The following is a 22167-nucleotide window of genomic DNA, read 5'->3' as shown; positions in this document are numbered from 1 at the left end:
GGTATGTCGCTCTGGTTAACGCATCCTCTGCTGCTTCCCTCGCTGATCGTCGGCGTCACCATCGTGCTGTGGGCGACGTCGCTGTTGCCCGAATTTATCACCGCGCTGTTGTTTTTCACGGCGGCGATGACCGCCAGAATCGCCCCGCCGGAAGTGATCTTCGGCGGCTTCGCCTCGTCTGCCTTCTGGCTGGTGTTCAGCGGCTTTGTGCTGGGTGTGGCGATTCGGAAAACCGGCCTGGCGGACAGGGCCGCCCGGGCGCTGTCGGCAAAGCTTACCGACTCCTGGGTGCTGATGGTGGCAAGCGTTGTGCTACTGAGCTATGCCCTGGCATTCGTGATGCCGTCGAACATGGGACGTATTGCGCTTCTGATGCCGATTGTCGCCGCGATGGCGAAGCGGGCCGGCATTCCTGATGGCTCGCGGGCCTGGTTTGGCCTGGCGCTGGCGGTCGGGTTTGGCACCTTCCAGCTCTCGGCCACTATTTTGCCCGCCAACGTGCCCAACCTGGTGATGAGCGGCGCGGCGGAAGGCTCATACGGCATCCACCTGAACTATGTTCCGTATCTGCTGCTGCACACCCCGGTGCTGGGTATTCTCAAAGGCCTGATTCTGATTGGCCTGATCTGCTGGCTGTTCCCCGGCAACCCGAAACCGGCGAAGGATCTCGCGCCATCGGAACCGATGGGGCGTGACGAAAAACGGCTCGCCTGGCTGCTGGCGGTGGTGTTGACGATGTGGGTGACGGAGAGCTGGCACGGCGTAGGCCCAGCGTGGACAGGGCTGGCGGCCTCAGTCGTCGTTATGCTGCCGCGTATAGGTTTTATCACCGGGGAGGAGTTCTCGGCGGGGGTGAATATGCGTACCTGTATTTACGTCGCGGGTATACTCGGGCTGGCCATTACGGTAACGCAGACCGGTATCGGTTCGACCGTAGGTGAAGCGTTGCTCCATATCATGCCGCTGGATGCAGATCGCCCGTTTACCAGCTTCCTGGCGCTGACGGGGATCACCACGGCGCTCAACTTCATTATGACCGCCAATGGCGTTCCGGCGCTGTACACCACGCTGGCGCAGAGCTTCTCCGACGCGACCGGCTTCCCGCTGCTGTCGGTGATCATGATTCAGGTGCTGGGGTATTCCACGCCGCTGCTGCCGTATCAGGCGTCGCCAATTGTGGTGGCGATGGGCTTAGGGAAAGTGCCTGCGAAGGCGGGGATGCTGCTCTGTCTGGCGCTGGCGATTGCGACGTACCTGGTGCTGCTGCCGCTGGATTATTTGTGGTTTAGCGTATTAGGACGTTTGTAGTGGTTTTGTAGGGCGGGTTAGCGAAGCGCCACCCGCCACAAAGGCAATTACGCCTGCTTAGCCGCTTCTGCCGCTTTAACGATCACCGCGAAAGCGTCTGCTTTCAGGGATGCGCCGCCAACCAGCGCGCCATCGATGTCTGGCTGGGTGAACAGCTCAGCTGCGTTTGATGCGTTAACGGAACCGCCGTACTGGATGATGACCTGCTCCGCCACTTTCGCGTCTGCTTTCGCAATGTGGTCACGAATGAACTTGTGCACCGCCTGTGCCTGCGCTGGAGTTGCAGATTTGCCGGTACCGATCGCCCAGACTGGCTCGTATGCGATAACCGCGCCTTCGAACGCTGCCGCGCCCTGGGTTTTCAGCACAGCGTCGATCTGACGTGCGCACACTTCTTCGGTTTTACCCGCTTCGTTTTCTGCTTCGGTTTCACCGATGCACAGAACCGGGATCAGACCCTGCTCTTTCAGCACAGCGAATTTCTTCGCGATGAACTCGTCAGATTCTTTGTGGTAGGTGCGACGCTCAGAGTGGCCGATGATGATGTATTTCGCGCCGATGTCTTTCAGCATTTCAGCGGAGGTTTCACCGGTAAACGCGCCAGACAGGTTAACGTCAACGTTCTGCGCGCCCAGAATGATGTGGCTGCCGTCAGCGGCACGTTTAGCCAGATCCAGGTACATATCCGGCGGAGCGATAGCAACCGCGCAGCCGGTCACGCCAGCCAGCTCTTTACGCAGGTTAGCAACCAGTTCGTTTACCATGTGGCGGCTGCCGTTCAGTTTCCAGTTACCCATCACTAAAGGATGTCGCATTTCAATTCTCCACGCTCAATAAGCGAATTAAGGAATATGGCCACCCTTAAGGGCAGCATGGTCTGTGAATCAGTATAGAGATTTTCCCTCGAAAGGCTTTGCTTTTTGTCATTAATTCGCCCCCTCGAGTGCGTCTGATAGGGCCAGCTTAATCGGTTCAACCGCGAAGGTCAGCCCCTTTTCGCCGTTATCTGCGACGACATAGCGAACGGCACCTTCCGTATCGGCGTAATAGCGTTTGTTTTTCCCCGCGGTAAGTAGTTTTTGCAGCTTTTGCTGGCTTTGTGCTTTCGTGAAGGTGGGGGTAAAGGCGCGCAGAATAGCGCTCATGTACTCCAGCGCTTTCGCTTTCGCCGCTTTCTGCTCTGGGCCCTGAATCGGCAGCCAGGTGATCTGCATGCTTTTGATTTTTAACGTTCCGCGCTCAAGGGCGGTAGAGGCATACAGATTCTCGTTAATTTTGCTGGCCGCGCGGGTCAGGGTCGGCGTATCGCGGGCGCTGTCAATCGCTCGGAACTCTCCCAACGGAAGTGAGGGGTTTTCTTTGTTGAAGGCTTCGCGGAACTGGCTGATAGATTGATCGAAAGAGGGAGCGCCCGCCAGAAGATAGGGGGCGGTGACCGGGGAAGCCGTTTCCGTGGCGTACAGGGAAAAACTGGCGCACAGCATCGCTAAACACAAATAAAGAGAGTGTGCCGAACTTTTCATCAACATTGCCCCTGGCCGTCATTGCCCATGATTAAAACGATATCTGGTCGGCTTGTCAAAAGGTCACAACTCCAGGGTAAAATGCGGGCTAAACAATAATAAGGAACCTTACATGACCATACAGCAGTGGCTGTTTTCATTCAAAGGGCGTATTGGGCGCCGTGACTTCTGGATCTGGATTGCAACGTGGGTTGTCGCCATGCTGCTTCTGTTTTTTGTTGCCTACAACGCATGGCTGAGCACGCAAACCGCGGCATTTGCGCTGGTCTGTTTACTGTGGCCAACCGCCGCCGTGGTGGTGAAACGTCTGCACGATCGTGGCCGCTCCGGCGCATGGGCTTTCCTGATTATCCTGGCGTGGATGCTGGTGGCGGGGAACTGGTCATTGCTGCCCTCAATCCTCCCATGGGTGGTGGGCAGACTGCTGCCGACGGTTATCTTTGTGATGATGGTTGTCGAACTGGGCGCGTTTATCGGCACCCAGAGCGAGAACAAATATGGTAAAGATACCCTTGAGGTGAAGTACCGCTGATCACCAGTAGTGTTCAGCGGTCATGTGGCCCGGCCGGCGGCGAAGGTGCTTCGTCATCTGTCGGGTATCTTTCAGCAGCTGCTGCGTATCGCGTACCATCTGCGGGTTACCGCACAGCATCACATGGCTGGTTTCGGTATTCATCGGTAAACCCACCGCCTCTTCCAGCGCGCCGCTTTCAATCAACGCCGGAACGCGACCGGTTAACGAGCCAGCTGCGGTTTCGCGGCTGACCACCGTCTGAATTTTTAACTTTCCGCCATATCGCTGTTCCAGCGCCTGCATCTGCGGCAAATAGCTCAGGTCTGCGGCGTAGCGCGCGGCGTGAACCAGCACGATATTTTTAAAGCGCTCCAGATCTTTGCCGTATTGCAGAATGGAAAGATACGGGCCGATGGCCGTGCCGGTCGCCAGCATCCAGAGCGTGTCACAGTCGGGGATTTCATCCAGCACGAAGAACCCCGCCGCGTCGGAGACAATCTGCACTTCATCGCCTGGCTTCAGCGCAGCGAGGCGCGGGCTGAGCTTACCGTCCGGGACGGTGACCAGATAGAACTCAAGGTCCGGGTTATCAGGCGCATTAACGTAAGAGTAGGCGCGCTGTACGCGTTCACCGTCGATATCCAGCCCGAGTTTGGCAAACTGCCCGGCAGTAAACGGATGAACGGGAGCGTGCAGCGTGAGGCTAAATAGCGCATCGGTCCAGAACTGTACCTTTGTGACTTTACCTGTTACCCAGTCCGCCATGATCTTCTCCTGTGCTGTTTCTCTCTTCTATCTTCCGTACTTGTGGGAAACATTTCCAGCCCATTCGGGCCGGAAAGCTCTATCGATCAAACGGTTTTACAGAATGTGCGTCTGTACGTCCGGATCTTTACGATCGAGATAATGAATGGACTTAATGCGGCGAATAGTGCGGGATTTACCGCGGATCAGCAGGGTTTCAGTGGTGGCCATGTTGCCCTTGCGGGTGATGCCGTCCAGCAGATCGCCTTTGGTGATGCCGGTTGCGGAGAAGACCACGTTATCGCTGCGGGCCATCTCGTTTAGCGCGAGCACTTTATTGGCCTCGATGCCCATCGCCGCGCAGCGCGCCAGTTCGTCTGCACCAATGCGAAGGTTCTCGTCGCTGTCGCCTTTCACCTCATGGCGTGGCAGCAGACGCGCCTGCATATCGCCGTCCAGCGCGCGGATCACTGCCGCAGAGACCACACCCTCCGGCGCGCCGCCGATGCCGTAAAGCACGTCGACTTCGCTGTCAGGCATGCAGGTCAGAATAGAGGCGGCAACGTCGCCATCCGGAATAGCAAATACGCGCACGCCAAGCGTTTGCAGGTACGCGATGGTGGCGTCGTGGCGCGGTTTTGCCAGAATGGTCACGGTGAGTTCGCTGAGCGCTTTACCCAGCGCCGCAGCGATATTGCGCAGGTTGGCGTCCAGCGGCAGACTAAGGTCGATAGCGCCTTTAGCGCCAGGACCGACGATCAGCTTTTCCATATACATATCGGGCGCGTTGAGGAAGCAGCCCTTATCGCCCACCGCCAGTACCGCCAGCGCGTTGGCCTGGCCCATCGCCGTCATGCGCGTGCCTTCGATCGGGTCGACCGCGATATCCACCGCATCGCCTTTGCCGGTCCCGACCTTTTCACCGATGTAGAGCATCGGCGCTTCGTCGATCTCGCCTTCACCGATGACGATAGTGCCGTCGATGTTGACCTGGTTAAGCACAATGCGCATGGCGTGGACGGCTGCGCCGTCTGCGGTATTTTTGTCGCCACGGCCCAGCCACTTGTAGCCTGCGAGGGCGGCAGCTTCGGTGACGCGGGAAAACTCGATAGCAAGTTCACGTTTCATGAGGTACTCGTACAATCAAAAGGAATTGCACGAAGTTTATCACAGAGTGGGGAGGGTCGAGGGGACCGGTGCGGTTGGAGCCCCTCACCCTAACCCTCTCCCCAGGGGAGAGGGAATATAGGCTTACTCGTCGTGCTCTTCCCACGCCAGGGCACGTTTCACCGCTTTCTTCCAGCCGCTGTAACGGTAGTTGCGCTCGGTGGTTTCGATGCCAGGACGGAATTCGCGTTCGATAACCGCTTTTTCCTGAAGCTCGTCGAGGTTTTGCCAGAAGCCAACCGCCAGACCTGCCAGATACGCCGCGCCCAGCGCCGTCACTTCTCGCACCTCAGGACGTTCAACGCGAGTGCCCAGAATGTCGGACTGGAACTGCATCAGAAAGTTGTTGGCTACTGCACCGCCGTCCACGCGCAGGGCGTGCAGACGAATGCCAGAGTCAGCCTGCATCGCTTCCAGCACGTCGCGCGTCTGGTAGGCGATGGATTCCAGCGTCGCGCGAATGATGTGGTTTGAGTTCACGCCGCGCGTCAGGCCGAAAATCGCGCCGCGGGCGTACGGATCCCAGTACGGTGCGCCCAGACCGGTGAACGCTGGCACCACGTACACGCCGTTGGTGTCTTTCACTTTGGTCGCGAAGTATTCGGAGTCAAACGCGTCGCTAATCAGCTTCATCTCGTCGCGCAGCCACTGAATGGAGGCACCCGCCATGAATACCGCGCCTTCCAGGGCATAGTTCACTTCGCCGCGCGGGCCGCAGGCGATGGTGGTCAGCAGACCGTTTTCTGATTTCACCGCTTTCTCGCCCGTGTTCATCAGCATAAAGCAGCCGGTGCCGTAGGTGTTCTTCGCCATCCCTTCTTTTACGCACAGCTGGCCGAACAGGGCTGCCTGCTGGTCACCGGCGATACCGGCGATAGGAATACGCGTGCCGCCTTTACCGCCAATGTTGGTCTGGCCGTACACTTCTGAAGATTTACGCACGTCTGGCAGCATCGCTCGCGGAATGTCCAGCGCGTCCAGCATCTTGTCATCCCACTCCAGAGTGTTGATGTTGAACAGCATGGTGCGCGAGGCGTTGGTGTAGTCGGTGACGTGAACGCGTCCCTGAGTCATCTTCCAGATAAGCCAGGTATCGACGGTACCGAAGAGCAGCTCGCCACGACGTGCGCGCTCGCGTGAACCTTCCACGTGGTCGAGGATCCACTTCACTTTGGTGCCGGAGAAATAGGGGTCAACCACCAGGCCGGTGGCGCTGCGCACGTACTCTTCCATCCCGTCGCGCTTCAGCTGTTCGCAGATCTCTGACGTACGGCGGCACTGCCAGACGATGGCGTTGTAGATGGGCTTACCGGTTTCGCGCTCCCAGACCACAGTCGTTTCACGCTGGTTGGTGATACCGATAGCGGCAATCTGGTCAGAACTGATGTCGGCTTTCGCCAGCACTTCCACCAGCGTGGAGCTTTGTGACGCCCAGATCTCCATCGGGTCGTGTTCAACCCAGCCTGGACGCGGATAAATTTGCTCAAATTCGCGTTGAGACACGCTGACAATGTTCGCGTCATGATCCATTACGACAGCGCGGGAGCTGGTAGTGCCCTGGTCGAGCGCAACGATATATTTTTTTTCGGTCATGGTATGTGTCCCGTAGTCAGATTACAGCGAAGCTTTTTGTTGTGTGGTGGAAGTTGTCTCTTTTTCCTCTTCCACACAGGTGTCGCACGGTAAGTGGCGACCAATTAATTTGCGATAGCCGAATGCGCCCAGTGCCGCCCCTACAATTGGCCCGAACAGCGGAACCAGGAAGTAAGGAATGTCTTTGCCGCCCGTGAAGGCGACATCGCCCCATCCCGCAAAGAAGGCGAAGGTTTTTGGACCCAGGTCACGCGCCGGATTCATCGCAAAACCGGTCAGCGGACCCATGGATGCGCCAATCACCGCAATCAGAAGGCCAATCAGAAGTGGTGCCAGCGGGCCGCGCGGAATGCCGTTTCCGTCGTCGCCCAGCGCCATAATGACGCCCATCAGAATAGCGGTAATCACCATTTCAACTGCGAACGCCTGCACAAAATTGATATGCGGATTCGGATACGTTGAGAAAATGCCTGCCAGATCCAGACTTTCGACACTGCCACGCACCATATGATGCGTCTGTTCGAAGTCGATGAAAAGATTGTAATAAAGCCCGTAAACTAACGCCGCTGCGCAAAAGGCGCCGGCAAATTGCGAAATGATGAAAGGAACAACTTTGCGTCCGTCAAAGCACGCGAATAGCCACAACGCGATGGTCACCGCCGGGTTAAGATGTGCGCCGGAAACCCCTGCGGTCAGGTAGATGGCCATCGCCACGCCCAGACCCCAGATAATACTGATTTCCCACTGACCAAAACTGGCACCCGCCACTTTCAGTGCAGCGACACAGCCTACTCCGAAGAATATCAACAACCCGGTACCCAGGAACTCGGCAATGCACTGGCCTTTTAAGGTTGATGTCTGACTCATAATCGGAATCCTGCAAAAGAGTAATGTTTATTGTTTGCGTGACCGCCCGTGACAGTCACGATGCCCTGTAGACATAGTGTTAATTTATCGTTAACGAGCACAAACGAGAAATATCGAAATCGAAATGTGTGGTCTGTGTCAATAAAATGAGCGTTTTCGCGCCATAAAGCGCGTTTTTGCATCAGGTAATGATTGTGGGTTGAATCATTTCTTTAACTTATGGGTTAACAACTTAGGGGTATATGCGGCGAACGCACCAGGACGAGGCCGAAAAGTGTTGCAAACCACGATCTGCGTGGCATGCCGCTGGACAGGGGCGACGGCGCTCCATACAATCGGAACATATGTTGTGCGCGTTTACGTTAAAGCGTCGCCTTGCAATTCAGGAGAGGTAGGATCATGTCTTTAGAAGTGTTTGAGAAACTGGAATCGAAAGTACAGCAGGCGATTGACACCATCACGCTGCTGCAAATGGAAATTGAAGAACTGAAAGAGAAGAACAACTCCCTGTCTCAGGAAGTTCAGAACGCTCAGCACAGCCGCGAAGAACTGGAGCGCGAAAACAACCAGCTGCGCGAACAGCAGAACGGCTGGCAGGAACGCTTGCAGGCGCTGCTGGGACGTATGGAAGAAGTCTGATTTCCTTGGGAATGAATTGAACAGGCCGGGTAAGGCGTAGCCGCCACCCGGCTTTTTTATGCATCTCGCTTACCGATTAACTACTCAATATCCAGCGCATCCTCAGAAAGGATAATGCCGGTATTGTCAGCATAAAGGTGGTCACCCGAGAAGAAGGTCACGCCGCCGAAGTTAACGCGCACGTCGCTTTCGCCGATGCCTTCACCCGCTGCGCCAACCGGAATGGCGGCAATGGCCTGAATACCGATATCCAGATCTTCCAGATCGTCCACCTGGCGCACGGAGCCGTAGACCACAATCCCTTCCCACTCGTTTTGCACCGCAAGGCGAGCGAGGTCCGCATCGATCAGTGCACGGCGCACTGAACCGCCACCATCCACCAGCAGAACGCGGCCACGACCGTTCTCTTCGAGCAGATCGTACAGCAACCCGTTGTCCTCGAAACATTTCACCGTGATGATTTGTCCGCCAAACGACGACCGTCCACCAAAGTTGGAGAACAGGGGTTCAACGACGTTGACATCTTCCTGGTAGATGTCACAAAGCTCGGAGGTATCGTATTTCATAGGTTTAACGCTCTGTTGCTGCGAATGTGTTCAGTATATCGTGCGAAATGCGTTGTTGGCAAAATCATCAATTGTTAATTGATATTTGTCAGCTAACTCAGCGTCTGGCTTAAGACAATCCCGATGACGAACAGCAGGTTAGTCAGTAACGCGCCTTTTACCGTACGTTCCAGCATCGGTGGCATGGCGGCCGGGCTGCGTTCACGCATGACATAGCGGGCCTGCTTAATCAGCAGCGGTGCGGCGAGCACAAACAGCCAGCCCCACAGGCTGTGCAGAGAGATCAGATTGAACAGTGCCAGGCAGACCAGCGCGCCGATGAGCAGGAAGGCGTGATAGCGGCGTGCATTTACAGGACCCAGACGCACGGCCAGCGTGTTTTTACCGTTCTCGCGGTCGCTGTCGATGTCGCGCAGGTTATTGATATTCAGCACCGCCGTCGCCAGCAGACCGCAGGCGGTCGCCGGCAGGAACAGGGCAGGTATCACCGTATGCGCCTGCAAGTACCAGCTTCCCATCACGCTCAGCCAGCCGAAGAACACCAGCACGGAGATGTCGCCCAGACCAATATACCCGTAAGGACGCGTCCCGACGGTATAGGTAATGGCTGCAATAATGGCAAGCAAGCCCAGCACCAGGAAGCCAATGAAATCACTGGTGGTTTTCGACGCGACCGTCACCAGCGCCAGCCCGGACAGGCAAATCAATACCACGGTGATAATCAGCGCCCGTTTCATCTGTGCCTGGGTAATCACCCCTTTTTGCATCCCGCGCAGCGGCCCGATACGGTCAGGCTTGTCGCTGCCCTTTACCGCATCGCCGTAATCATTGGCGAGATTAGAGAGGATTTGCAGCAGCCCGGCGGTGACAAGCGCCAGGCCTGCTACCAGCGGATCGAAATGACCCTGCCACCAGGCAAGCGTGGTACCGACAATAATGGCGGCAAAAGCCAGAGGAAGCGTTTTAGGGCGCAGACTTTCGAGCCACGCCTGTGTACGGCTGATATCAGTCATAGTTATTTAGCCAATAAAAATGGGGGCCATAGCCCCCATCAACAGTGATGAAAATGCATTGAACGCGATTATAGAATAAAACGGCTCAGATCTTCATCTGCCACTAACGCATCCAGGTGTTTGCCCACATAGTCTGCGTCAATGGTAATGCTTTGACCGTTAAGGTCGCTCGCATCATAAGAGATGTCTTCCATCAGGCGTTCCAGCACGGTGTGCAGACGACGCGCACCGATGTTCTCGGTGGTTTCGTTGACCTGCCACGCGGCCTGGGCGATGCGCTTGATACCGTCATCGGTAAATTCAATGTTCACGCCTTCGGTCGCCATCAGCGCTTTGTACTGTACGGTCACAGAAGCGTTTGGCTCAGTCAGGATACGTTCGAAATCTTCGGTGGTCAGCGCCTGCAACTCAACGCGGATTGGCAGACGACCCTGGAGTTCCGGGATCAGGTCAGACGGGCTGGCAATCTGGAACGCACCGGAGGCGATAAACAGAATGTGGTCAGTTTTAACCATGCCGTGCTTGGTGGAGACGGTGCATCCTTCCACCAGCGGCAGCAGGTCGCGCTGAACGCCTTCGCGGGAGACATCCGGGCCGGACGCGTTGCCGCGCTTACAGATTTTGTCGATTTCGTCGATAAACACGATACCGTGCTGCTCAACCGCGTCGATAGCGTCCTGTTTCAGCTCCTCCGGGTTAACCAGCTTCGCGGCTTCTTCTTCAATCAGCAGCTTCATCGCGTCTTTGATTTTCAGCTTACGCGCTTTCTGCTTCTGCCCGCCCAGGTTCTGGAACATGGACTGCAACTGGCTGGTCATCTCTTCCATGCCCGGAGGCGCCATAATTTCCACGCCCATTGGCGCGGCAGCGAGATCGATCTCAATCTCTTTATCGTCCAGCTCGCCTTCGCGCAGTTTTTTGCGGAATGCCTGACGCGCAGCAGAAGGTTCAGACTGCTGTTCAGCCTGTCCCCAGTTGTTTTTTGCCGGTGGGATCAGCACGTCGAGAATACGCTCTTCGGCCATCTCTTCGGCGCGATAGCGGTTTTTCTCAATCGCCTGGACGCGCACCATCTTAATCGCCGAATCGGTCAGATCGCGGATGATGGAGTCCACTTCTTTACCCACATAGCCCACTTCGGTGAACTTAGTGGCTTCAACTTTGATGAACGGCGCGTTAGCCAGTTTGGCCAGACGACGGGCGATTTCGGTTTTACCCACACCGGTCGGGCCGATCATCAGAATATTTTTTGGCGTCACTTCGTGGCGAAGCTCTTCGTCGAGCTGCATGCGACGCCAGCGGTTACGCAGTGCGATAGCCACGGAGCGCTTGGCATTGTCCTGGCCGATAATGTGTTTGTTCAGTTCGCTGACAATTTCGCGTGGGGTCATTTCAGACATGGGCGATCCTTACGCTTTAGACGGTAATTCTTCGATGGTGTGATTGTGGTTGGTATAGATGCAGATATCACCTGCAATATCCAACGCTTTCACCGCGATATCGCGCGCGTTCATGTCGGTATTTTCCAACAGCGCACGGGCTGCGGCCTGGGCGTACGGGCCGCCAGAGCCGATGGCAATCAGGTCGTTTTCAGGCTGAACTACGTCGCCGTTACCGGTGATGATCAGCGAGGCGTTTTCGTCAGCCACGGCCAGCAGCGCTTCGAGCTTGCGTAGCATGCGGTCGGTACGCCAGTCTTTTGCCAGCTCAACGGCGGCTTTCACCAGATGACCCTGATGCATTTCCAGTTTGCGTTCAAACAGTTCAAACAGCGTGAAGGCATCAGCCGTGCCGCCTGCGAAACCGGCGATCACTTTGTCGTTATAAAGACGACGTACTTTCTTCACGTTGCCTTTCATGACGGTATTACCCAGCGTGGCCTGGCCATCACCGGCAATTACCACCTGGCCGTTACGGCGTACACTTACTATTGTTGTCACGAGCAGACCCCCTGGTTACAGATTCGGGAAACAGAAGCCCTGAGCCTGTGCTCAGGGCTGAATTAAATGATAGATGGGGGGGATTTTGGGGGTTTCAACCCCCGGAGGCGAGTCGAATGCAGTTTGTGTGGCCAGCCACTTTCAAACGGGAAATGGTGCCGTCTGCGTTTTCTTTGCCTTTGACCGGTCCAATCACTACGCGATTCCAGCCGTTATTGGTGGTAATGCGTGAGTCAAATCCTTCAAATGCCAGCTGAGCACGCACCGTTTCTGCCTGTTCGGCGCCTTTAAACGAACCGCACTGAACCATCCAGCGGCGTTCATCTTTTTTCTCAGCCGTCTGCTTCGGCACCTCGGTCTCTTTGGTGACCGGCGCAGCCTGCTGCGTTTTTGGCTGTTGCGCAGTGGTATGCGCAGGCGTCTGCAACAGATCCTGATACGGCTGTGCCGTTTGCTTCTGCGGCTGCGCCTTCGGTTGCTGCTGGACAGGCTGAGTTTGTACGGTACGCGTCTGCTGCTGCGGTTGTGAACGCGGCTGCTGTACCGGCTGCGTCTGCGTCCACTGCTGCTGTTGCGTTTGCTGCTGAGCCTGACGCTGGCGCTGCAATGTTTGCTGACGCTGCGCCGGGGTTTGTTCGTTCCACGGCACTTCGTTCAACTGCGTAGGCTGCTGGCGCATGTCCGCCTGCATCTGAGCGAGCAATTGACGCTGTTCGTCCGTCAGCTGATCGGCATTCTTCACTTCACCCCCGGCAGAAGGCTCGGTAGGCGCACGTACGCCAGGCTGGCGGCTTTCCAGCTCTTTAATGTAGCGCCAGCGCTCTTCAGGCTTAGGAGGAAGGCCGTTGCCGACGACCTTGTTACCCTGAAGGGCTTCAGACTCTTCTTTTTTATGATGCGTAATGAAGTAGAGGCCGCCAATAAAGGCCACCAGCACGGCCGCAGCAATGGCGACCATGGCTGGGGAGACAGCAGACAGGCTACGTTGCTTGCTTTTTGAACTACTCTTTTTGCGTCGCGAAGGTGCCGGCTGGCCGCGACGTACATAATCTCGTTGTGCCACTATCGTTTCGCTGTATTTATTCGTTCGTCAGCCCGCCATGTTACTTAAGCGACGGGGCTTTGACCAGATAAGGGTGTCGAAAGGTATTTACTTTAAGTTAATGCCTGGGTAGAGCCGCGCACAATTAGCTCACAATCCAGTAGCCGTGACCCACTGCTAACTGTTTGACCGTGCAGCTGATCCAGCAAAAGCAGCATCGCTTCCCGGCCAATGTCATACCGCGGCTGTGCAACGGTCGAAAGCGGCGGATCGCAAAACTCCGAAAGCGAAATATTATCAAAACCGATTATCGACAGGTCCTGCGGCACACGCAGGCCGTGACGTTTGGCGTAGGATAACGCCCCTAGCGCCATCACGTCGCTGTGGCAGAAGACCGCGGTAGGCGGTTCTGGCAAGGCCAGCAATTTTTCCAGCGCCTGCCCGCCCGCTTCAAAGGTGAAATCACCGCGCGCAATGTAGTGCGGATCGACGATAGCCCCGGTACGGCGCAGCGCCTGAACGTAGCCCTGCAAGCGGTAATGACACAGCGGCATCTCTTCTGGTCCGGCGATACAACCGATGCGCTTATGCCCCAGTTCCTGAAGATAGTTCACGGCGTTGAACGCGGCGGTGAGGTTATCGATATGAACGGTTGGCAGCTCCAGCTCCGGCGCGAATTCGTTCGCCATGACCATCGGCGGTAAATTGCGCTGTTCTTCAATGCTGGCATCAAACGGCAGGCGTGAGCCAAGCAGCAGCATGCCATCAATCTGCTTGGTGATGATCAGGTCGATGAACGTTTTTTCCTGCTGGTTCTGGTGGGCACAATCGCCAATCAGCACCAGATAGCCCTGGGCGGCGGCCGTGACTTCAATGCCGCGGATGATTTCGCTGAAGAAGGGATCGCAGATGTCCGGCACGATCACCAGGATGGTGCGGGATTCGTTGCGTTTTACGTTACGCCCCATGGCTTGCGGAAAATAACCGACCTCAAGCGCCGCCTTTTCAACCCGGTTTCGGGTCGCCTGGGAGACTTTGTCAGGGTTCATCAATGCGCGGGACACGGTTGCTGTTGAGACTTGTGCTTTCTCGGCAACGTCTTTCATGGTCGCCGAGGCAACCTCTTTCCTGGACTTCAACGTCTTCTCCTCGCCTGAACACCGAACTGCGGACCGCACCATTTTTACAGATAGTTAATGGAATCGGTTACAGAATTTTCATAAAAAGTGTGAGGCGCATTAAATTTTTCGATCCGTCTTCAGCCTTCAATCGGATCGACGTCCAGAACCCACTTCACTTTTCGCGCTTCCGGCAGGGTATTGATCAGCGCCAGCGTGCCGCTGACGATCTGCTGTAAACGGATACGCGAGGGGTGCTGAAGTAAGAGTTGCCAGCGGAAACGGCCGCCGCGTTTCGGGGCGAGCGCGGGTACCGGGCCTAAAATCCACAGCTGATTATCCACCAGCGGGCTGGCTTGCAGGAGGTTTCTCAGCTGTTGCAGGAACAGCGGCGCCTGCTGGTTATTATGGTCTTCCGCACGGATGATAACGTGGCTGGTCCACGGGGGAAGCTGCATCGTCTGACGTTCGGCCAGCGCCTGGTCCGCGAAGGCGTCATAGCCTTTGTGCAGCAGGGTTTGCAGCAGCGGATGTTCAGGGTGGTGCGTTTGCAGCACCACCTCGCCCTGCTTACCCGCTCGACCAGCGCGACCGGCAACCTGGGTATAAAGCTGGGCGAAACGCTCGGCGGAGCGAAAATCCGCGGAGAACAGCGCGCCGTCGACGTCCAGCAGGGCGACCAGCGTCACGTCCGGGAAGTGGTGCCCTTTCGCCAGCATCTGAGTACCAATCAGGATACGCGCGCCGCCACGATGTACTTCCGCCAGTTGCTGCTCAAGCGCCCCTTTACGGCTGGTGGTATCCCTGTCGATACGGGAGATGGGCACATCCGGGAAGAAGGGCGCGAGCGCCTGTTCAAGCTGTTCCGTTCCCAGACCGACCGGCACGATGTGCGTTGAGCCGCAGGACGGGCACTGACGGGGGACCGGACGCTGGCTGTCGCAGTGGTGGCAGCGCAAATGGCGCTGAGCCTGGTGGAAGGTGTAGTAGTGATCGCAGCGCGGGCACTCCGCGATCCAGCCGCAGTCGTGGCACAGCAGCGCAGGCGCAAAGCCGCGGCGGTTCAGGAACAGGATCACCTGGTTGCCCGCCTGCAAATGCTGACGCATGCGGCTAATCAGCGCAGGCGCTAACCCGGCCTGCACCTGCTGACCTTTCAGATCCAGCACATGCTGAATGGCCGGGCGGGCATTTCCCGCGCGGCGCGTCAGGCGCAGCATGTGGTATTTACGCTGGCGAACGTTGTGCAGCGTTTCAAGCGCGGGGGTGGCAGACCCGAGAATAATGGGGATTTGCTCGCTGTGGGCGCGGTACACGGCTAAGTCGCGGGCGTGATAGCGCCAGCCTTCCTGCTGTTTATAGGAGCTGTCATGCTCTTCATCGATCACGATAACGCCGAGATTTTTAAACGGCGTAAACAGCGATGAACGGGTGCCGATCACAATCGCCGCTTCGCCGTTTTTCGCTTTCAGCCAGGCGCTGAGGCGCTCGCTGTCGTTCAGGCCGGAGTGCAGAACCTCAACGGGCGCATTAAAACGTTCACGGAAACGCGCGATGGTTTGCGGCGTCAGGCCGATTTCCGGCACCATCACCAGCGCCTGTTTGCCCTGCGCGAGCACGTTTTCCAGCACGCTCAGATACACTTCGGTTTTACCGGAGCCGGTGACGCCCGCCAGCAGCCAGGCGGAAAAACGATCGGCAGCGCTGTGAATCGCGCCTACGGCGGTGGCCTGCTCGGTATTCAGACGCAGACGATCGCCCGAGACGGAAAAGCCGTCGCGCCAGTCGTGAAGGGCAGGTGCTTCACTGGCCAGCTCGCTCAGCCCTTTCTTCCTTAATGCCTGCAACGCGGTTTCGCTTACCTCAAGCTCGTCGACCTGATGGCGCCAGATTTTTCCCTGGCGCAGCGCGGCCAACGCCTGCTGCTGTTTTTGCGAGCGCTTCAGGCTGTTAATGTCCACCGCCTGGCCCTGCTCGGTGGCAAACCAGTACCACATTGGCGCGTGGCTGGCGCTCTTACCCTGGCGCAGCATAATGGGCAGGGCATGGAACAGGACGTCGCCAATCGGATGATGATAATAATCTGCCGCCCACAGCAGCAGTCGCCAGGTGCTGGTGGAGTAAACCGGCTCGCTGTCCAGCACCTCAACAACCGATTTCAGCTCGTTAAGCGGCAGTTCGCTTTTGTCGCTGACGGACACCACGATCCCCACGCGCTGCTGTTTGCCAAACGGCACGGTCACGCGACAGCCCGCTTTGGCGCTCATGCTGTCGGGCAGCAGGTAGTCAAAGGTGCGGGGAAGCGGAACGGGCAGGGCAACGTGAGCGACGGGCATCGAATCTTCCTGACTTGAAAAGTGGCGCGTTAGTATACACATTAGTGAAAGCGGCGTGCGGATCAGTTTGCATACGTTGGTCAAATTCTGTATGATTCGCCGCCTTTGGTGTATTTTACGCCAAAGAACTTACATTCAACATCGCGTGGTGTCTGGCGTTAGGGCTGGAAGAGCGACGCGGCCTTAACTGAGGTTCTCCCATGAAAAAAGATATTCACCCGAAATACGAAATGATTACTGCAAACTGCTCTTGCGGTAACTCTATCCAGATCCGCTCTACCGTGGGTCACGATCTGAACCTGGACGTGTGCGGCAAATGCCACCCGTTCTACACTGGTAAGCAGCGTGATGTTGCAACCGGTGGCCGTGTTGACCGCTTCAACAAGCGTTTCAGCATCCCGGGCGCTAAATAAGCATCCAGAAGAAACCGCCTCCGGGCGGTTTTTTTGTGCCTGTAATATCGCTCCTGAATTAATTCTGTATTTATATTTCCTCTTCAAATATATATTTTAATTTTTCCGAAAAATAATCACCGTGTCTTAATATATTCCTATTTATACGGATAGTGAGCTTTATCTCTGTATTCTTGGCCTGTTTGCCATTTTATTGCCGGATATGGCAATAAATAAAAGGTTTCCCTCTGGGTGTAAAATTACACTGCGCTCGACATAAATTCTTATTTGCCATTTCAACAGCGATGGCTTTCAGGGTGTATTTACTTTGAGGGAAAAAGGATGAAACTGAAGCAACTTTTATTCGTGCTTCCATTACTATCGTGCGCGGCGCAGGCGGGATATGTTGATTACCGACACGAGTATTACGACGATGGACGTAACTATGACCGTGTGTACATGTCACACCGTTTCGGGACGGGCTTTGGTGTGGCCGTAGAGGCCGTCTCACGCTCAGACGAAAAGCAATCTAATGATGCGCTCAATAATATGGAGAGTAACAGCAACGAATATACTGCCAGCTACCAGTTTACCTGGCAGGGATTTATCTGGCAGCCGGGTGTCGCGGTTGAAATGGGTGACGACATGGCTATTTATAAACCCTATTTACGCGTACAGTATAATATTAATGAAAGCTGGTGGACGGCGTTCCGTTATCGTACCGAATATACCCGCCGTAATGCAGACGGTAAAGATGACAGACTGGTATATCGCCCGGAAATGTGGCTGGGATATAATATTGATAACTGGATGTTTGAGCTGAACGGAATTTATAAATTCGCCGACAACGAAGATCTGTATAACAACAAAAAAGAGGATTACGAATATAACTTCCGCGTGGCGTATAACATCGATTCGTGGGTGCCATTCGTGGAGGTGGGTAATGTCTCTTCCGGCTATAACACTGCTACCACTGACGACCGACAAACGCGTCTGCGTGTCGGCTTAGGTTACAACTTCTGAGAAACCATCCCGCTGAGCACCCTCAGCGGGACCGCATCGCTGTTAGTATTCCCAGGTCTCCGGGTCGATACCCAGTTCACGCATGATCACCTTCGCCTCTTCCGGGATTTCGTCACTGCGTTCTTTACGCAGATCGTCATCGTTCGGCAACGGTTGGCCGGTAAACGCATGCAGGAACGCTTCGCACAGCAGTTCGCTGTTAGTGGCGTGACGCAGGTTGTTCACCTGACGACGCGTACGTTCATCGGTGAGGATCTTCAACACCTTCAGAGGAATGGACACCGTGATTTTCTTGACTTGCTCACTCTTCTTACCGTGCTCAGCGTATGGGCTGATATATTCGCCGCTCCATTCAGCCATGAGATACCTTTAATCCTCTCAGTCATTAATCTAAAGGTGCAAAACCCGTAACCATCAGTTTTGAACCGTAATCTTGCGTAGTTTACCGTAGAGACGATACCGAGGCACGGATATTGCCGCTGTAGCGTGTCCTAAAGCATATAATTTTAACGGCTATTTGCGCATTGCTCAATCTATACGCAAAGAAGTTTAGATGTCCAGATGTATTGACGTCCATACTTTCAATGTTTACTCTGGTGCCTGACTTTTCACCTCATTCGCCAGGAAGCCTCACCATGACGCGTAAACAGGCCACCATCGCAGTGCGTAGCGGATTGAATGATGACGAGCAGTACGGCTGCGTTGTCCCGCCAATTCATCTCTCCAGCACCTATAATTTCACCGGATTTAATGAACCTCGCGCGCATGACTACTCGCGTCGCGGCAATCCTACGCGCGACGTCACCCAGCGCGCGCTGGCGGAACTGGAAGGCGGCGCAGGGGCGGTATTAACCAATACCGGCATGTCTGCCATTCACCTGGTAACCACAGTGTTCCTGAAACCTGGCGATCTGCTGGTGGCGCCACACGACTGTTACGGCGGCAGCTATCGTCTGTTTGATAGCCTGGCGAAACGTGGCTGCTACCGTGTGCTGTTTGTCGATCAAAACGACGAACAGGCGCTGAAACAGGCGCTTGCCGAGCAGCCGAAGCTGGTTCTGGTGGAAAGTCCAAGCAATCCATTGTTGCGCGTAGTCGATATTGCGAAAATTTGTCAGCTCGCAAGGGATGCGGGAGCGATAAGTGTAGTGGATAATACGTTCCTCAGTCCGGCCCTTCAGAACCCACTGGCACTGGGTGCCGATCTGGTGTTGCATTCATGCACGAAATATCTGAACGGCCATTCTGACGTGGTGGCGGGCGTGGTGATTGCCAAAGATCCCGACGTTGTCACCGAACTGGCATGGTGGGCCAATAACATTGGCGTCACCGCGGGCGCGTTCGACAGCTATTTGCTGCTGCGCGGTATTCGCACGCTATCACCGCGTATGGACGTGGCGCAGCGTAATGCCCAGGCGATCGTGGATTTCCTGAAAAACCAGCCGCTGGTGAAAAAGCTTTATCACCCGTCGCTGCCGGAAAACCAGGGGCACGAGATTGCCGCGCGCCAACAGAAAGGATTTGGCGCGATGTTAAGTTTTGAACTGGACGGTGACGAGCAAACGCTGCGTCGCTTCCTGAGCGGGTTGTCATTGTTTACGCTGGCGGAATCCTTAGGGGGAGTAGAAAGCTTGATCTCCCACGCCGCAACTATGACGCACGCAGGTATGGCACCCGAAGCACGTGCCGCCGCCGGGATTTCCGAGACGCTGCTGCGTATCTCGACCGGTATTGAAGATTCTGAAGATTTAATTGCCGATCTGGAAAATGGCTTCCGGGTCGCAGCCAAGGGGTAATCATGAGTGTGATAGCGCAGGCAGGGGCGAAGGGTCGTCAGCTGCACAAGTTTGGTGGTAGTAGTCTTGCTGATGTGAAATGTTACCTGCGTGTCGCAGGGATCATGACCGAGTATTCACAGCCGGGGGACATGATGGTTGTCTCTGCGGCAGGCAGCACCACCAACCAGTTGATTAGCTGGCTGAAACTGAGCCAGACCGATCGCCTCTCTGCGCATCAGGTGCAACAGTCCTTACGTCGTTACCAGAGCGAACTGATTGCCGGTTTGCTGCCTGCGGACGTGGCGGACGGGCTGATTAGCGCTTTTACGCACGACCTTGAGCGTCTGGCCGCTCTGCTGGACAGCGGCATTACCGATGCGGTGTATGCCGAAGTGGTTGGCCACGGTGAAGTGTGGTCTGCGCGCCTGATGGCCGCCGTGCTGCAACACCTGGGTGTGGAAGCCGCCTGGCTCGACGCGCGTGATTTCCTGCGTGCCGAACGTGCCGCGCAGCCGCAGGTGGACGAAGGGTTGTCCTACCCGCTGCTGCAACAGCTGCTGGTGCAACATCCCGGTAAACGTATTGTCGTCACCGGCTTTATCAGCCGCAGCAATGCCGGCGAAACCGTTCTGCTGGGCCGTAACGGCTCTGACTACTCGGCAACACAGATTGGTGCCCTGGCGGGCGTGTCCCGCGTCACCATCTGGAGCGACGTGGCCGGTGTGTACAGCGCGGACCCGCGCAAAGTGAAAGATGCCTGCCTGCTGCCGCTGCTGCGTCTCGACGAAGCGAGCGAGCTGGCGCGTCTGGCGGCCCCGGTGCTGCACGCGCGCACGCTACAGCCGGTTTCCGGCAGCGACATCGACCTGCAACTACGCTGTAGCTACACGCCGGATCAGGGTTCCACCCGCATCGAGCGCGTGCTGGCATCCGGTACGGGCGCGCGCATTGTCACCAGCCACGATGACATCTGCCTGATTGAGTTCCAGGTGCCTGCGGGCCAGGATTTCAAACTGGCGCACAAAGATATCGACACCATCCTGAAACGTGCTCAGGTGCGTCCGCTGGCCGTTGGCGTGCATAACGATCGCCAGCTGTTGCAGTTCTGCTATACCGCCGAAGTGGTGGACAGCGCCCTGAAAATTCTGGATGAAGCGGGCCTGCCGGGCGAGCTTCGCCTGCGTCAGGGGCTGGCGCTGGTGGCGATGGTAGGCGCGGGCGTCACCCGTAACCCGCTGCACTGCCACCGCTTCTGGCAGCAGCTGAAAGGCCAGCCGGTGGAGTTCACCTGGCAATCAGAAGAGGGCATCAGCCTGGTTGCCGTTCTGCGTAAAGGGCCAACCGAAAGCCTGATTCAGGGCCTGCATACCTCCCTGTTCCGTGCGGAAAAACGCATCGGCCTGGTGCTGTTTGGTAAAGGCAACATCGGTTCCCGCTGGCTGGAGCTGTTCGCCCGCGAACAGGTCACGCTCTCGGCGCGTACCGGGTTCGAATTCATTCTCGCAGGCGTGGTGGACAGCCGCCGCAGCCTGCTGAACTACGAAGGGCTGGATGCCAGCCGCGCGCTGGCCTTCTTTAATGATGAAGCCGTCGAGCAAGATGAAGAGTCGCTGTTCCTGTGGATGCGTGCGCACCCGTATGACGATCTGGTAGTGCTGGATGTGACCGCCAGCGAGCAGCTGGCCGATCAGTATCTGGATTTCGCCAGCCACGGGTTCCACGTCATCAGCGCCAACAAGCTGGCGGGCGCGAGCAGCACTGATAAATATCGCCAGATCCACGACGCGTTCGAAAAAACGGGTCGTCACTGGCTGTATAACGCCACCGTTGGCGCAGGTCTGCCGGTTAACCATACCGTGCGCGATCTGATTGAAAGCGGCGACAGCATTCTGGCGCTGAGCGGGATCTTCTCCGGCACGCTCTCCTGGCTGTTCCTGCAATTTGACGGCACCGTGCCGTTCACCGACCTGGTGGATCAGGCGTGGCAGCAGGGTTTAACCGAGCCGGATCCGCGCGTTGACCTTGCCGGTAAAGACGTGATGCGCAAGCTGGTGATCCTGGCGCGTGAAGCCGGCTACGACATTGAGCCGGGTCAGGTACGCGTTGAGTCGCTGGTGCCTGCGGGCTGCGAGGAAGGGTCCGTCGATCACTTCTTCGAGAACGGCGACGAGCTGAACGAGCAGATGGTGCAACGTCTGGAAGCAGCTAACGAGATGGGGCTGGTGCTGCGTTACGTGGCGCGCTTCGAGGCGAACGGTAAAGCGCGCGTGGGCGTGGAGGCGGTGCGTCCTGAACATCCGCTGGCGGCGCTCCTGCCATGCGACAACGTCTTCGCCATCGAAAGCCGCTGGTACCGCGATAACCCGCTGGTGATCCGTGGCCCGGGCGCGGGACGCGATGTCACCGCCGGAGCCATTCAGTCCGACATTAATCGTCTGGCTAAGCTGCTGTAACGTCTGCATTTCCCTCTCCCTGTGGGAGAGGGACAGGGTGAGGGTATCAGACCGCACTCACCCCCATCATGAATGCCCTTCATCTTCCCTGAACAAACCTCACCGTTAATGTTGATTATTTCTGTTGACGTCATCCCGCTTTTCCGTCATT

Annotated in this window: 21 protein-coding genes; 7 read left to right on the top strand and 14 right to left on the bottom strand. The window is 56.5% G+C overall.

All coding sequences use genetic code 11. From position 1 onward, the window contains the following. Nucleotides 1-3: 3 nt before the first annotated feature. Nucleotides 4-1308: an SLC13 family permease gene (locus tag BFV63_RS21670; RefSeq protein ID WP_045895071.1), complete on the top strand. Its 1305-nt coding sequence runs from the start codon at nt 4-6 to the stop codon at nt 1306-1308. Nucleotides 1309-1355: 47 nt separating this feature from the next. On the opposite strand, the gene tpiA is transcribed toward BFV63_RS21670, so the two are convergent. Both tpiA and BFV63_RS21660 read right to left on the bottom strand, forming a co-directional pair. Then, nucleotides 1356-2123: a triose-phosphate isomerase gene (gene tpiA, locus BFV63_RS21665; RefSeq protein WP_003862019.1), complete on the bottom strand. Its 768-nt coding sequence runs from the start codon at nt 2121-2123 to the stop codon at nt 1356-1358. 111 nt (nt 2124-2234) lie between these two features. Then, nucleotides 2235-2831, bottom strand: a complete 597-nt coding sequence (locus BFV63_RS21660) for a DUF1454 family protein (RefSeq protein WP_022652062.1) — start codon at nt 2829-2831, stop codon at nt 2235-2237. Nucleotides 2832-2943: 112 nt separating this feature from the next. Here BFV63_RS21660 and BFV63_RS21655 point away from each other — a divergent pair, with 112 nt between their 5' ends. Then, nucleotides 2944-3363, top strand: coding sequence for a DUF805 domain-containing protein (locus BFV63_RS21655; protein ID WP_003862022.1), 420 nt, complete (start codon nt 2944-2946; stop codon nt 3361-3363). Here the strand turns inward: BFV63_RS21655 and fpr are convergent, their stop codons facing one another. The 4 genes from fpr to BFV63_RS21635 form a co-directional block, all read right to left on the bottom strand. Continuing rightward, entirely contained in the window at nt 3364-4110 is a 747-nt protein-coding gene (gene fpr / locus BFV63_RS21650) for a ferredoxin--NADP(+) reductase (RefSeq protein ID WP_003862024.1), read from the bottom strand. It lies immediately after the preceding gene. Nucleotides 4111-4206: 96 nt separating this feature from the next. Beyond that, the gene (gene glpX, locus BFV63_RS21645; RefSeq protein WP_023315041.1) at nt 4207-5217 is read right to left on the bottom strand and encodes a class II fructose-bisphosphatase; all 1011 of its coding nucleotides are present in this window, start codon (nt 5215-5217) and stop codon (nt 4207-4209) included. Nucleotides 5218-5340: 123 nt separating this feature from the next. Beyond that, the gene (glpK, locus tag BFV63_RS21640; protein ID WP_003862028.1) at nt 5341-6849 is read right to left on the bottom strand and encodes a glycerol kinase GlpK; all 1509 of its coding nucleotides are present in this window, start codon (nt 6847-6849) and stop codon (nt 5341-5343) included. Between the two features lie 21 nt (nt 6850-6870). Then, a complete protein-coding gene (locus BFV63_RS21635; protein WP_003862030.1) occupies nt 6871-7716 on the bottom strand; it encodes an MIP/aquaporin family protein in 846 nt (281 codons plus the stop codon). A 399-nt stretch (nt 7717-8115) separates the two neighbouring features. Here BFV63_RS21635 and zapB point away from each other — a divergent pair, with 399 nt between their 5' ends. Then, nucleotides 8116-8355, top strand: a complete 240-nt coding sequence (zapB, locus tag BFV63_RS21630; RefSeq protein ID WP_003862031.1) for a septal ring assembly protein ZapB — start codon at nt 8116-8118, stop codon at nt 8353-8355. Nucleotides 8356-8435: 80 nt separating this feature from the next. Here zapB and rraA read toward each other — a convergent pair whose 3' ends face one another. The 7 genes from rraA to priA all read right to left on the bottom strand — a co-directional run bounded on the left by rraA (nt 8436) and on the right by priA (nt 16370). Beyond that, entirely contained in the window at nt 8436-8921 is a 486-nt protein-coding gene (gene rraA / locus BFV63_RS21625; protein WP_003862032.1) for a ribonuclease E activity regulator RraA, read from the bottom strand. Nucleotides 8922-9013: 92 nt separating this feature from the next. Beyond that, on the bottom strand, nt 9014-9934 hold the full coding sequence (gene menA / locus BFV63_RS21620) for a 1,4-dihydroxy-2-naphthoate polyprenyltransferase (protein ID WP_022652060.1): 921 nt from the start codon (nt 9932-9934) through the stop codon (nt 9014-9016). Between the two features lie 68 nt (nt 9935-10002). Beyond that, nucleotides 10003-11334 carry an ATP-dependent protease ATPase subunit HslU gene (gene hslU, locus BFV63_RS21615; RefSeq protein ID WP_003862035.1) on the bottom strand — a complete coding sequence of 444 codons (1332 nt, stop codon included), beginning with the start codon at nt 11332-11334 and terminating at the stop codon, nt 10003-10005. Between the two features lie 9 nt (nt 11335-11343). Then, a complete protein-coding gene (gene hslV, locus BFV63_RS21610) occupies nt 11344-11874 on the bottom strand; it encodes an ATP-dependent protease subunit HslV (RefSeq protein WP_003862036.1) in 531 nt (176 codons plus the stop codon). Nucleotides 11875-11968: 94 nt separating this feature from the next. Then, nucleotides 11969-12937 carry a cell division protein FtsN gene (ftsN, locus tag BFV63_RS21605; protein ID WP_003862037.1) on the bottom strand — a complete coding sequence of 323 codons (969 nt, stop codon included), beginning with the start codon at nt 12935-12937 and terminating at the stop codon, nt 11969-11971. A 92-nt stretch (nt 12938-13029) separates the two neighbouring features. Next, entirely contained in the window at nt 13030-14055 is a 1026-nt protein-coding gene (gene cytR / locus BFV63_RS21600; protein ID WP_003862038.1) for a DNA-binding transcriptional regulator CytR, read from the bottom strand. 119 nt (nt 14056-14174) lie between these two features. Beyond that, complete coding sequence (priA, locus tag BFV63_RS21595; protein ID WP_023323887.1) at nt 14175-16370, bottom strand: primosomal protein N'; 2196 nt, start codon at nt 16368-16370, stop codon at nt 14175-14177. A gap of 200 nt (nt 16371-16570) precedes the next feature. Between priA and rpmE the strand changes: the two genes are divergently transcribed. Both rpmE and BFV63_RS21585 read left to right on the top strand, forming a co-directional pair. Continuing rightward, on the top strand, nt 16571-16783 hold the full coding sequence (gene rpmE, locus BFV63_RS21590) for a 50S ribosomal protein L31 (RefSeq protein WP_003862040.1): 213 nt from the start codon (nt 16571-16573) through the stop codon (nt 16781-16783). A 321-nt stretch (nt 16784-17104) separates the two neighbouring features. Next, nucleotides 17105-17785, top strand: a complete 681-nt coding sequence (locus BFV63_RS21585; protein WP_022652056.1) for an oligogalacturonate-specific porin KdgM family protein — start codon at nt 17105-17107, stop codon at nt 17783-17785. 42 nt (nt 17786-17827) lie between these two features. Here BFV63_RS21585 and metJ read toward each other — a convergent pair whose 3' ends face one another. Beyond that, nucleotides 17828-18145 carry a met regulon transcriptional regulator MetJ gene (gene metJ, locus BFV63_RS21580; protein WP_003862042.1) on the bottom strand — a complete coding sequence of 106 codons (318 nt, stop codon included), beginning with the start codon at nt 18143-18145 and terminating at the stop codon, nt 17828-17830. A gap of 275 nt (nt 18146-18420) precedes the next feature. Here metJ and metB point away from each other — a divergent pair, with 275 nt between their 5' ends. After that, nucleotides 18421-19581: a cystathionine gamma-synthase gene (metB, locus tag BFV63_RS21575; RefSeq protein ID WP_003862043.1), complete on the top strand. Its 1161-nt coding sequence runs from the start codon at nt 18421-18423 to the stop codon at nt 19579-19581. 2 nt (nt 19582-19583) lie between these two features. Next, the gene (locus BFV63_RS21570; protein ID WP_003862044.1) at nt 19584-22016 is read left to right on the top strand and encodes a bifunctional aspartate kinase/homoserine dehydrogenase II; all 2433 of its coding nucleotides are present in this window, start codon (nt 19584-19586) and stop codon (nt 22014-22016) included. Nucleotides 22017-22167 lie beyond the last annotated feature (151 nt).

It is taken from the genome of Enterobacter hormaechei subsp. xiangfangensis (assembly GCF_001729785.1).
In the GTDB taxonomy this organism is placed as follows: Bacteria; Pseudomonadota; Gammaproteobacteria; order Enterobacterales; family Enterobacteriaceae; genus Enterobacter; species Enterobacter hormaechei_C.
Note: the sequence above shows the minus strand (reverse complement) of the source record. Positions and strands in the feature narration are given on the sequence as shown.